Here is a 12,221-nt window from a genome sequence, read left to right on the forward strand (position 1 = left end):
CAAGAAGCCAAGGGCCGGTGCGGCAAATGCCGCACCGGCCCTTGGTGCACTTTATACTCGCTTGCTAATACAGCAGATTGGGCAGCCACAGGGTAAAGGCGGGGATATAGGTAATGGCCAGAAGCGCAAGAATCAACGGGATGTAGAATGGGACTGAGCTTTTCACAACCCGTTCAAAGGGGATTTTTGCAATATTGGTCATGATAAACAGGCTGACTCCAAAGGGCGGTGTGATGGTCCCAATGAGGATGTTGATGGTCACCATCACGCCGAAGGTGATCCGGCTGACCCCCAGAAGATCGATGATGGGCAGCAGGATGGGCACCATAATCAACTGGATGGAGGTGCCGTCCATAAACATACCAAGAACCAGTAAAATTACATTGATCAGCAACAAGATCAGGTACTTGTTTTCTGTCAAGCCCAAGAGAATATCCGTAATCAGGGACGGGATTCGTTCGGCGGTCAGGAACCAGCTGGTGGTGGAGCCCATGCCGATGAGGAACATGATCAGTGTGCAGCTTTCCACCGTCATTTTCAGCGCGTCCAACAGCACCTTCCAGCTGAGGCTCCGGTAGCACAGGCCAATGGCCAGAGAGTAAACCACGCCGATGATGCCGGCCTCTGTGGGGGTGACGATTCCGCTGGACATAAAGTAGAGCAGGATCAGGGGGCACAGCAGGGCAAAAACGCCCCGCTTGGTGGCCTTGACGAACCGCTGCAGTGAAAACCTGACCGGAGCAGGCATCTTAACTTTGCCTGTAACATAGAGGATGTAGCTTGTAACGCAGAGGATCAGCGCCACCAAAAGCCCGGGTACCATACCGGCCATAAACAGCTTTGCAACCGAGGTGGAGGATAGCGTGGCGTAGATGAGCAGCGTGACGCTGGGCGGGATGATGGGGCCCAGGACCGCCGAAGCCATGGTGATGGCTGTGGTGAAGTCCACAGGGTATCCCTTTTTGGTCATGGCGTTGATCTCCACCATGCCCAGCCCCGCCGCGTCGGCGGTGGAAGTTCCGGATACGCCGGCGAATACCACGCTGGCCAATACATTGGCATGGGCCAGACCGCCCTTGATGTGGCCCACCGCGGCCTCCGCCCAGTCAAAGATGCGGTCTGTGATGCCAGCCGTGTTCATCAGGTTCCCCAAGAGGACAAAATAGGGGATGGCCACCAGCGTGTAGCTGCTGGCGCCGTTGGTGATTAAAAGGGGCAGCGAGGAGAGGGAGTAACCGCCCACCGTGCATGCCGCCATGGTGCCCAGGCCCAGAGAGAAAGAGATGGGCGCTCCAAGCAGCAGCATGGCCATAAAGACAACAAACAGGCAAAGTCCCGACATTACGCCTTCTCCTTTCTTTTCAGGTGTTCAGCCACGTTAAGAAACAGATCCTTCAATTCATCCACAAAGACCAGGATCAGTGACACACCGCCTACCAGAGCCGCCGCCGATTTCCACCACAGGGGGTACCGTGCAACAGAGGAGAAGCTTCCTAATTGGGAGAAAATCAGTTTCCAGGTGTATTCGGTGAAAGGCACCAGGTATATCAGGATGCCGGCAATGACGATCAGCCGAACCACAAATTGACCGGTCGGGGGGAGCTTTTCCCGGAGGAATGTAATATAGATGTCCTTTTTCGAGTATGAGACGTAGCAAAATCCCATAAATGTAAACCACACCATCAGGAAGATCGTGACCTCCTGCACCCAGATGATGGAGATGCCAAACAGCTGCCTTCTGAAAATTTCAAAGCTGTTTAGACCAACAATACCAACCAGGCACAGCAGTGAAATACCCAATTCAGCGTGGCAGAGAGCCTTGAGAAACCCCAACCAGATCCGGTCCACTTTTTTCAGCATGAATACTCCCCCTGGCATAAAATTTCCGAGCCTTACGGCGAAACGGCAGACGGCGCGGCGGCAATCCGCTGCCGCGCCGTCTTGTATACAAGGTTTTAATAGCCCAGCTGCTCCAGAATACCCTCAGGCAGCGTGCCAGCGCTGACCATGTCCTGATACACGTCCATCAGCGCCTCGGTGCAGGGCTTGGTGTCTAACTTGTAGAAGGTGGCGCCCGCCTCTTCCATTCGGGCAATCGATGCGTCCACTTCTTCCTGGAGCAGTCCGTTGGAGTAGGCGGCGGTCTCATTGGCTGCGTCGGTGAGAATCTGCTGCTCTTCCGTTAACTTGTTCCACACGTCCAGGTTCGCCACAATCAGGATTTCCTGGGGATACTCATCGATTTCGGTGATATAGGGCGCCACTTCATAAAAGCCCATGTCCTCGATCTGGGACACAGGGGAGGCAACTGCCTCGGCCGTGCCCTGCTGAATAGCCAGATACGCCTCGCCCCAGTTGATGACGATGGGGTTGGTGCCCAAGGTGCTCCAGCACTTCATATACATGTCGCTCTCATGGGTGCGGAAGCGCAGGCCTTTGAAATCCTCCAGAGTCTGGAGGGGCTTGACGGAACAGACCACACGATAGGGGCCCCGCAGCCAGTCCCGGTTGGTGTTGACAATGTGGAAGCCATTCTCTTCCATAACTTTCTGCTGCTCTTTACCAAAATCTCCCTGTACCAAATCAATGAACTGCTCGTTGCTGCTGAACAGGAAGGGAATATTGGTAATTTCAAACATATTGCTGTAGCCGGTGAAATAGTTTCCGCCCTCACCGTAGAGCTCCTGAGTGCCCAGCTGCAGATTGGAGACCTGGGTCTGGGCATCGCCCAACTGCTCGGAGGGATACACTACAACTTCCACTTCTCCCCCGGTCCGCTCGTTGACCAGATCGGCAAAGTACTGGTAGCACTTTCCCTCAAAGGAATCCTCGGACATCTTGGTGCCTAATTTCAGCGTCACCTTACTTGCGGCGCCGCCGCTGCCTTGGGAAGAGCCGGAATCACCGGATGCACTCCCGGACCCGGAAGTTCCGCAGGATCCCAATAGGGTAAGTACCAGAGTCAGTGCCAGGGCAAGTGATAAGCCTTTTTTCATTACGATCTCCTCCTAAATTAAAATTAGCTTCTTTGCAAGAAGTCAGGTACGTCATTTCCACAGGGGCTTGTCCCAAAGGCGCAACTTGGTGCCTATTTTCTTATCCAGCGCATTTTGATAGAGTGCTGCGGCCAGGGCAATGTCGGAAACAGGCATTCCCATCCAATAGAAGATGCGATGGCCAACGCCCTCTGGGAGCCTCCTGCCTTCGATCACATCCCCCAGGTCGCAGACACGGTCCGCCGGGATTGCGCCCGCTTCCATCAGCCGCAGCGCGTCAAAGGTGGGAAGGCCCATCTGGGGGTCGTTTTGAATCCAAATGTCGTGGGCCGCCTTGTGATCGAACACAAGCTGCGCATCACAGAGGATGTCCTGCTCAATCTCCACATCGGAGGAGATCAGCAGCACCGCGCCCTCCTTCAGCCACGCCTTTTTCAGCACAAAGCTGTTGGACTGGCCGGTGTGGACGATGTCCGCATCCCGCAGTGCCTCCTCCATGGAGCCCGCCGCCGACACCTCACGGCCGGTGAACTCCGACATCTCCCGGCAGTAGGCCTTGCACTTTTCCCCGTCGATGTCATAGACCTGAACCGACTCAATCCCGGGACACTCGGAAAAGAGTGCCAGGATCACAAACCGATTCATCAGCCCCGCGCCCACCAGCGCCGCCTTTTTGCATCCGTCATGGCAGAGGTAGCGCATGGCCACCCCGGGCGCTGCTCCGCTCCGGGCCGCGCTGAGCAGGGGAGCCGTCAAGAGTGCCAGAGGCCGCCCCGTCTCCAGGTCGTTGAGCATCACCATGTGGTAGGCCCTGGGCAGATTCTTTTTCAGGTTTTGAAGAGATGCGCCGTACCACTTTTCACCCACCGCTCCAAAGGGGCCGCCCACATAGGCCGGCATCGCCATAAAGCTGTAGCCCGGCGCGGCCACCGGCATTCCGGGGAACCGTTTTTCTTTGGGAAAGCAGATGCGGATTCCATGCTCATTTTCGCTTGGCCCACCCATCAGATACTCTCCCCGGGTAACAGTACGGAATACCTCCTCGGCGTTGTCCACACAAAACCGGATGTCTAAAAGGCCCGCCCGAATAGTATCCTCTTCAGACAGGTACAGCAGCTCGTTGTTTTCCATCTTCTCACCTTTCATACCGGGTTTCTCCATTCTCCGCCACCAGCCTGCCGCCAATATAGACCTGCCTCAACTGTGAAACTTCAGGGTAGTCCACCACCAACAGGTCCGCAGTATAGCCTTTTTTCACCATTCCCAGCCCCGGAGCAATCCCGGGGATGGCCATTGCCACGTTGGAGGTGGCGGCAGCCACTGCGGCCGGCAGCGTGGCCGCCCCCTGCGCCGCGATGTACTCAATACCCTTCAGCATGGAGTCGGACTGTCCGCCGGAAAAGTCGGTGGAGAGGAGGTCGATCAGCCCCTCCCGGAACATGGTGGTCAGCACATCGGGGTGGGGGCCCACCAGCCGGCGGGAAAAGGAATCGAATACCGCACCGTCAATCCACACGCCGTATTCCGCTCGGAGCTTCCGCCCGGCGTCCAAGGCTTCGTCCACGGTAAAGAGGCAGTTGGAGTGGGATGGGATGAAGCGGCGCAGCCCGCGCCTGGCCAACCGCTGAACCTCCAGCGTGGTGGAAGGCGTGTGGTGGAGAATCACCGGCACATCATAGCGAATCCCGGCCTCCACCGCCTCCTCATAGGCATTCAGAGCCTTGTCATACACCCGGAAGGTAGTCTCATACACAATATCCCGGCACTCTTCCGGCGTTAATACCTGCTCCAGCCCACACTCCTTCAGCGCCTCCAACACCCGGTCCCTCCGGTAGTAAGTCCGGTCCGCCCAGGTGCCCAGCACCGACAAAAACATGGCATAGGACTGATCCGCAGTAATGGTGACGCCCTTGCGCTCTTTTACCATCCGGGGAATGTAGACATAGTCGCCTCCGCCCGTGGTCTGTCCGGAGCCCACCTCGCCGATGGCGATGGCCCCGTCGGCCAACATCTTCTCAAGGGTCATGGCGCGGTGGGACGCATCCAGTCCGGCGCCGTCGGCACAGTTGGCGGCAAGAAAGCTCTTGGGCAGTTGCACGGCGGCCGTCTTGATCCGCACTGGGTGCAGCTCCTGGGTGGCCTTGACCTCATCCATGGTAACAAATCCGTCCACCCCCATCACCGTGGTGTGGCCGTTCAAAAGGTCACGGTCCAGCTGGGTGAGAACCTGTTCCCTTGTGCGTGCCGCCGCACCACTGGAGAGAAACGGGCCCATGACCACACTGTGAGTGTGGTGGTTGATGAGCCCCGGCAGCACCGCCTTGCCGGTACAGTCTATAATTCGGGCGTTCTTTTCGTTCAGCCCTTCCACGGAATGGGTCACATCCACAATCCGGTCATTCTCCACCAGCACATTGGCGCCCGTCTGAAGCGTTTTTCCATCTCCATTGACGACCACCGCATTTTTGAATACCAGCATATTCGCTCACTCCTGTATGACTCAATTCACTGAATCATGTCATTTTTTAATATTAAACTACCACCCCTTTCAAAATTAGTCAATAGCAACCGTAAGATTCCATTGTTTTTTGTATAAAATGCAAAATTTCTTGGTTGATTTTGTCAGGCTTTGACGAAATTCGAACATTGCAAGTTTGATTTTTCTCTTTGTTGCGTAATAAATTTCCTTCCACAAACTGGACAAACCCCCACCTGTGCTTTATGATAGGAACGAAACTACTTCCGCTCTGTCCCAGATTAAGGCAGGCTCTGACGGGAAAACGGGCGGCGACAGGAGTGAATCACCATCACACGGCGAGAAACACAGGCCCTGGCAACCCGAAAGCGGATTTTCGACGTTGCAATTGAGCTCATCAATGAGCGGGGCTTCTATCAGACCACCATCGGGGATATTGCAGAGAAAGCGGAGATTTCCGTGGGCTGCTTTTACGAGTATTTCGACAACAAGGAAGCATTGCTGGCAGAGTATCTGAGCGCCACCGACAGCCACTACCAGCAATACTATCAAGATGTGCTCTGCACCTCCCCTTTTCCCGACAGCATGGAGAAAGTCCGGCAGTATATGCACTTTTCCCTTCAACTGCTGACCAATCATTCCAGGTATAAGGACCTGCTGCGGGTGTATTACGCCTACCTGTCCTGCAACTCCAATCAACTGGCGGACCGCAGCCGTCACTTTTTCATCGTACTGTCGGAGCTGATTGACCAGGCGGTTTCAGATGGGTCCATTCGCAAAGACCTGAGTAAGGAGTTTGTGATTGATTTAATTGTCTACCTGTTCCGCTCCGTCACCATTGAATGGTGCTCCAGTTCCGGCCATGTCTGCGTGGAGGAATACATCCCTTCCATCGATGAGATGATCCGCTTTTTGAGATCCCGCTGAGGAGGAACCAGATGGGTAAAACATATGAAAAATCCGCCGCCACCCGGCAGCGGATCGTCTCAGCCGCCATGTCCCTCTTCCGCCAGCACGGCTACTCCAATGTGTCCGTCAAGGACATCGTACGGGAGAGCGGCGTGGCGCACGGCAGCTTTTATACGTATTTTAAAAATAAGGACAATCTGTTGGGGGAATACCTTCAGACCATGGAGGACGACTACTTCAAGTACCACGAGAGCCGGATGAAAGACCCGGCGTACAGCCAGCTGGACCCCATGGAGAAAATCTACCGCTTCCTGGTGGATGTCAACCAGATCATGGCTGCACCGGGAAAGGACTTTTCCCGGGCCTACAACGCCTACACCATCCGGGAAATGGACATTTTGGGCATCCACAACCGCAATTACTTCCGCATCCTGGAGTCGCTGCTGGAGGAGGCCCGGGCCCGGAATCAGATCAACCCGGCCATGTCCAATGAGCACATCCTCCAGGCCGCCGTGGCCATGAACCGGGGCATTGTCATGGAGTGGTCTGTGGATGAGCAGAGCGGCCCGGTCTCGGACAAGGACCCCCTTCTGAGGGAGTTTTGCCGGTATATCGCCCGCCGGGACGATTCCTCGGCGCTGCAAATATAGAGAGCGGGACGCTGAAGCGTCCCGCTCTTGTTCTATGCCTATTTGACGCGGACAATGCACTCCAAAGTCTGCCCGCCCACAGTGGCCGTAACTGTAGTGGTGCCGCTGGAAACGGCCGTCACCACTCCTCCGGAGACCGTGGCAATCCCAGAGTTCTTGCTGGCCCAGGACACGGCGTCGCTGGTGCCGTTGACCTTCAGCGTGACCTTCTCCCCCACGCTGGTAGTAAAATCCGTGGAACTCAGGGAGAGGGACTGGGCAGGCGCGGTGGTGCCGCCGGAGGAAGGCGTCTTGCGCACACGGGCAACACAGGTGGCCGTGGAGGTTCCGTCGGTGACGGTGATGGTACAGTTTCCGGCCGAGATGGCGGTAACAATGCCGCTGGCATTGACCGAGGCAATGCCGTCGTCATCGCTGCTCCAGGTATACTTTCCGGTGCCGCCTGTGGCGGTCAGTTTAACCGACTCTCCGGCGTTGAAGCTGAAGTCCTCCGAAGAAAGGGTGATCGCCGTACCGGAGGGCATGGGGGTCTGTCCCCCTCCCCCCGCCGCGCTGCTGGAACCGCCGCCTTCCGGCATCGTCACAGTGCCGCTGGAACTGCCGGAGCTGCTGGAACCGGCTCCGCTGCCGTCCGGTTCCGGGATGTCCGGGGGCTGCGGCGTCACGTCATCTACCTGTGAGCTCTCCGGTGTGGAGGAACTGCCAAAGCCCATCTTTTCCCGGATGGAATCCCCAAAGAAGAAATACACCAGCACACAGGCCACTAAGATCAAAATAATAATCAAAACCGGTCCCACTGGGCTTGGGTCCTTCTGCGCCATCCGGCGGCCGCCGCTGCGCCGCTTGATGTGGCGCCCTTCGGCGATGGCCTCCTCCTCTTCGCAGAAAGGGCAGGTCCGGTAGGTATCGGAAAAAAGCTCTCCGCATTTGGGGCACTTCTGCATACTCATGGGAATTTCCTCCTCTTTTCCCCGCGTTCATCACATTTACATAATATCTGCTTTTCTATGGCGCGTCAACCGGAATTTCTGCTTTTCCCGGTTTTTCTTGCTTTTGCTCAGCCTCTCATACCATAGACGAAATTAAAAGAAAGGAGTTCCCTCAAAGACATGTTTGTGCAACCGGCGCAACCGGCTCCGGGAACACTCCCCAACGGGTACAGGTACACGCTTATACAGAAGGTTCCGAACATTCATTGCACGCACGTTCCCGCATTGTAAAAAAGAGGGCCGCCCGGGGCGGCTCTCTTCAGATTTAGCGACGGCCATCACATGCACCGGAATGCAGTTCGCGTCTGAGGTACACCATATCGGTCAACTGTTTCCCGCCCTCAAAGATCGGGCGGTCGTAGTGATCGGTGAAGAAATTCCTGACCAGATGGGATCGGGCAAAGCCGCAGGCTTCGTAAAAGGGAACGGTGAGCGGACTGTCCCCCGTGCCCACCTGAAGGATGGAAAATGCCCCTCCAAATTGCTGCGCCGTATACTCGATCAGCCGCCGTCCGTACCCTCTGCCCTGTAGGGGCGGCTCCACGGCAAGGTTCTTGATCTCCAGTATCCCGTCCCCCTCGTCCGTTACCACACAGACCGCTTTCACACCGTCCTCCTCCAGAACAAACATGCGGCCCCGATCCAGATACCGGTCTATCATGCTCTCCTGCTCATCGGCCAGCAGCAAAAGGGGGAGATACCGCTTCTTATCCTCTGTGATCTCCCGGATGGCGTCGTCCCTCATCCGCCAAACCCCAGGGCCACGCCGATCACCGCAGAGGCGGCGATGAACACAATGGGATGCAGCTTTTGCGTGGGCTTGACCCAATTGGTCAGCACCAAAAGCACGGCGGCCAATACGATTCCCGGCCAGTCAAAGGCGGCAGACAGATTGCCGGCCGTCAGCATCGCTGGGTGGATCAGCACCTCGGTCACCACTCCGATGCCGGCCGCGGCAATCAGGCCGCTGGAAGCAGGGCGCAGGCCGTAGAACGCCGACTCCACATAGCGGTTGTGCCGGAAGTTTTTCAGCACCATCGCCACGATCAGGATGACACCCACGCAGGGCGTGATCTCGCCCAGCGTGGCGATCAGCGCGCCTGGGATTCCAGCCACCGTAAATCCCACATAGGTGGCCATGTTGATCCCAATGGGCCCCGGTGTGGATTCAGAGACTGCCAGCATATCCATCAGCTGGGCCTGGGTATACCAGCCGGTGGACTCCGCAATATCGCTGAGAAAGGGCAGCGTGGCCATGCCTCCGCCCACGGCAAAGAGCCCGGTTTTGAAAAATTCCCAAAAAAGCTGGAGGTAGATCATGCCTTCCGCGCCTCCAATCCTTTCAGGACAATGCCGGCGGCAGCGGCCAGCACCACAAAGAGCGCCGGCGACACATTTAGGCATACGCCGCCCACCAGCACCAGCAGAAAGATCACAAAGGTCCGCTTGTCCACCACCGACTTTTTCAGAAGCTTCAACGTGGCGTTGAAAATCAGCACGCACACGCAGACCCGAATGCCTGCAAACGCGCTCTGCACCCATTGCAGGTGGGAGAAGTTGGTGATCACACCCGCCAGGACGGAGATGATGACCAGCGAGGGGAACACCATCCCCAGGCTGGCCGCAATGCCTCCGACAACGCCCCGGCGCTTTTGCCCCACGAACGTGGCCGTATTGACCGCGATGATGCCCGGCGTACACTGGCCGATGGCGTAATAATCCACCAGCTCCTCCTCTGTGGCCCAATGCCGATTATCCACGACCTCACGCTGGAGAATGGGCAGCATGGCCGCCCCGCCGCCAAAGGTCATCCCCCCCACCTTGGCAAAGGTGAGAAACAAGTCCCAAAGTTCCTTCAATCAGTTCACCTCAATTATTCCACATATCCGTACATGCCGCGCACCGATACCTCACCGGAGCGCACCACCCGCATCGACCCGTCACCGCAGCGGACCACAAGGCCAAACTGCTCATCCACATCCAGCGCAGCCACCTGCTCCCGGTTCCCGGCCGCGTCGATCAGCTGCACCGTCTTTCCCAGTGTCACGCAGTCCCGCCGGTAGGTCTTCAAGTACTCCTCCTGGCGGCCGCTGCGCAGCGCGTTATAGAGCTGGTCCAGCGATCGGATCATGGCGGCGGCCAGATGCGGCCGGGAGATTTCACGGCCCAGGGCAATCTTCAGCGATGTGGCGATCTCTCTAACGCCGCTGTCAAAGTCATCAGCCTCCTGGCCCACGTTCACCCCCGCGCCGATGACCAGGTACTGCAGCTGCCCGCTCTCCCCTTCAAGGGACATCTCCGTCAGGATGCCGCAGAGCTTTTTCCCGCCCAGCACCAGGTCGTTGGTCCACTTGATCTGCGGCCTGACGCCGCAGGCGTCCTCTACCGCGTCGCAGATGGCCACAGCCGTCAATGCCGTGACCGAGATCAAGCTGGCCGGAGCCATATCCGGCCGCAGCAGCACGCTCAGGAAGACGCCCTTTCCCGCCGGGGACTGGAAGCTGCGCCCCATGCGGCCCCGGCCGCCGGTCTGGCAGTCCGACACCACCACGGTGCCGTCCGCCGCGCCCTCCAGTGCAATGCGCTTTGCATAGGTATTGGTGGAGTCCACCTCCTGCAAGCAGAGCAGATGACGGCCAACCACCTGGGTGGTGCCAAGAAAGCTCCGGATCTCCGCCTCCGTTAAGGCGTCCGGCGTTTCAGTCAGCCGGTAGCCCAGGCCCGTCTTCGCCTCCACCGTATAGCCATCCCTGCGCAGGGCGTCCACCGCCTTCCAAATGGCGGTGCGGGTGATGCCCAACTGCTCGCTGATCCCCTCTCCGGAGACGTAGGCCCCCTGATGTTCTTTCAATAGCGCAAGCACCTGTTTTTTGCTCATACTTCGCCCCTCCTTGCAGTTCACGCCTTAGTCTACCACGTTCCCCCCGGGTTGTAAACGCTTTCCAAAACCAAAATAGGGAGCCGTCCGAATGCTTCAGACGGCTCCCTATTCTTACTCTGCGGCCCCGCCGCCTGGACCCGGACTTGAGCCGTCGGGAGCAGGCGTCCCGTCCTGTTCTCCGACTTCCCCGCTCCCTTCTTCCGGCGGGCCGCCCGCCGCAGAGGAAGCCCCCTCCGGCAGGGGCCCATCCGTGGAGGCAGGAACATCCTGATTTGCACCGGGTTCCGGCTGATTTGCATCGGGCGCCGGGACAGCTTCCGGACTGCCAGACTCAGGCTCCTGCGCCGCGGCGCCCTCGATGTCGGGCTGCTCGGCGGCGTTCTGAGGCGTCTCCTCCTTGGGTCCTTCCCGCATGGCATGGACAATCCAGCGGTTGGCATGGCCGTTCCCCGTGCAGGTGGAGAGGGTCAGCACATAGTCATTGACCGTCGGCGTGATGCCGGTTTCAATGACGGAGGAGGCACAGACCGTATCCAAAAACTCCTGCTTTTTCTCGTCGCTGGAAAAGGACAGCCGATAGCTCTCGCCGCTGGCGCTGCCTTCGTAAGCGGAGAAAATCCGGTATGTAAAAGTCCCCTCATCCGTGGTCACGTAGACCTTGGAATGGTTTTGCCAATAGTTTTGCTTCTTGTAGTGCTTCAGCCCCGCGAACATGGAACCGTTGTTCATCCTGTGGCCGTAGATGATGGTGTTGAAATCCGTCAATTCAGCGCTGCAGCGGCTGTCCAGGAAAATGGCGCCCACCACGCTGAGCGTTTTTTTGTAGGTGTGATTCAGGTAGTAATCGTTGTCCGATCCCTGGAGCAGCGGATAGGAGATGACGGTGCCGGGAATCACAATCCAGCCCCGCACATCGCTGTTGATCTCCTGAAGCGCGGAAAAATCCATGTTTTTCAAAAGGTCCGCATAGGGGTCCACATAGACGGCCTGGGGCTTCTCCGATGCCGGGCCCTCCGGGCCGGAGGGCTGGGCCGGCAGGACCTCCTCCTGCTCCAGCAGGGAGAAGTCCGGCAGCTCCACAATCTCGGCCGCCTCGTTGTAGAGCTCCTCCCCCTCCTGATAGGCAGTCAACTGACGGAGGATCATGGCTCCGCTGCCCACAAAGACGAGGCTGAGCAGGACGATCAGCACAACCCGTATGTTCCGATTCAAGCGCTTCCCCTCTTTCCGTACGACCGCAGGCGCTATTCCTGCGGAAAACCGTTCTGCATTGCGCAGTTGCGATTTCATTCCGTCTTGTTTATTTTATCTGCTCCCCTT

The 12,221-nt window shown here is 57.6% G+C and carries 13 protein-coding genes; 2 read left to right on the top strand and 11 right to left on the bottom strand.

Annotated features, from left to right (window positions below; genetic code table 11):
• Positions 1 to 64: 64 nt before the first annotated feature.
• The 5 genes from H8790_RS08595 to H8790_RS08615 form a co-directional block, all read right to left on the bottom strand.
• Entirely contained in the window at positions 65 to 1,342 is a 1,278-nt protein-coding gene (locus H8790_RS08595; RefSeq protein ID WP_187332130.1) for a TRAP transporter large permease, read from the bottom strand.
• Entirely contained in the window at positions 1,342 to 1,860 is a 519-nt protein-coding gene (locus tag H8790_RS08600) for a TRAP transporter small permease (protein WP_187332131.1), read from the bottom strand. Before H8790_RS08600 ends, H8790_RS08595 begins: the two co-directional genes overlap by 1 nt.
• 95 nt (positions 1,861 to 1,955) lie before the next feature.
• Complete coding sequence (locus tag H8790_RS08605; RefSeq protein WP_187332132.1) at positions 1,956 to 2,996, bottom strand: TRAP transporter substrate-binding protein; 1,041 nt, start codon at positions 2,994 to 2,996, stop codon at positions 1,956 to 1,958.
• 51 nt (positions 2,997 to 3,047) lie between these two features.
• Positions 3,048 to 4,142, bottom strand: coding sequence for a Rossmann-fold NAD(P)-binding domain-containing protein (locus H8790_RS08610; protein WP_187332133.1), 1,095 nt, complete (start codon positions 4,140 to 4,142; stop codon positions 3,048 to 3,050).
• Positions 4,132 to 5,475 (bottom strand): amidohydrolase family protein, encoded by a 1,344-nt coding sequence (locus H8790_RS08615; RefSeq protein ID WP_187332134.1) that lies wholly within the window; start codon positions 5,473 to 5,475, stop codon positions 4,132 to 4,134. The genes H8790_RS08610 and H8790_RS08615 overlap by 11 nt, the downstream gene beginning before the upstream one ends.
• Before the next feature lie 369 nt (positions 5,476 to 5,844).
• Between H8790_RS08615 and H8790_RS08620 the strand changes: the two genes are divergently transcribed.
• Both H8790_RS08620 and H8790_RS08625 read left to right on the top strand, forming a co-directional pair.
• Positions 5,845 to 6,399, top strand: coding sequence for a TetR/AcrR family transcriptional regulator (locus H8790_RS08620; protein WP_256404980.1), 555 nt, complete (start codon positions 5,845 to 5,847; stop codon positions 6,397 to 6,399).
• Between the two features lie 11 nt (positions 6,400 to 6,410).
• Positions 6,411 to 7,031, top strand: a complete 621-nt coding sequence (locus H8790_RS08625; RefSeq protein ID WP_187332135.1) for a TetR/AcrR family transcriptional regulator — start codon at positions 6,411 to 6,413, stop codon at positions 7,029 to 7,031.
• 38 nt (positions 7,032 to 7,069) lie between these two features.
• On the opposite strand, the gene H8790_RS14040 is transcribed toward H8790_RS08625, so the two are convergent.
• From H8790_RS14040 to srtB, 6 genes are all read right to left on the bottom strand, one after another.
• Complete coding sequence (locus H8790_RS14040; RefSeq protein ID WP_187332136.1) at positions 7,070 to 7,981, bottom strand: Ig-like domain-containing protein; 912 nt, start codon at positions 7,979 to 7,981, stop codon at positions 7,070 to 7,072.
• 304 nt (positions 7,982 to 8,285) lie between these two features.
• Entirely contained in the window at positions 8,286 to 8,765 is a 480-nt protein-coding gene (locus H8790_RS08635) for a GNAT family N-acetyltransferase (protein ID WP_187332137.1), read from the bottom strand.
• Positions 8,762 to 9,340, bottom strand: a complete 579-nt coding sequence (locus tag H8790_RS08640) for a chromate transporter (protein ID WP_187332138.1) — start codon at positions 9,338 to 9,340, stop codon at positions 8,762 to 8,764. Before H8790_RS08640 ends, H8790_RS08635 begins: the two co-directional genes overlap by 4 nt.
• Positions 9,337 to 9,879: a chromate transporter gene (locus H8790_RS08645; protein WP_187332139.1), complete on the bottom strand. Its 543-nt coding sequence runs from the start codon at positions 9,877 to 9,879 to the stop codon at positions 9,337 to 9,339. The genes H8790_RS08640 and H8790_RS08645 overlap by 4 nt, the downstream gene beginning before the upstream one ends.
• A gap of 14 nt (positions 9,880 to 9,893) precedes the next feature.
• On the bottom strand, positions 9,894 to 10,898 hold the full coding sequence (locus H8790_RS08650; protein ID WP_187332140.1) for a biotin--[acetyl-CoA-carboxylase] ligase: 1,005 nt from the start codon (positions 10,896 to 10,898) through the stop codon (positions 9,894 to 9,896).
• Between the two features lie 114 nt (positions 10,899 to 11,012).
• The gene (gene srtB / locus H8790_RS08655; protein ID WP_187332141.1) at positions 11,013 to 12,113 is read right to left on the bottom strand and encodes a class B sortase; all 1,101 of its coding nucleotides are present in this window, start codon (positions 12,111 to 12,113) and stop codon (positions 11,013 to 11,015) included.
• Between the last annotated feature and the right edge of the window lie 108 nt (positions 12,114 to 12,221).

It is taken from the genome of Oscillibacter hominis (genome assembly GCF_014334055.1).
Classification (GTDB): Bacteria; Bacillota; Clostridia; order Oscillospirales; family Oscillospiraceae; genus Oscillibacter; species Oscillibacter hominis.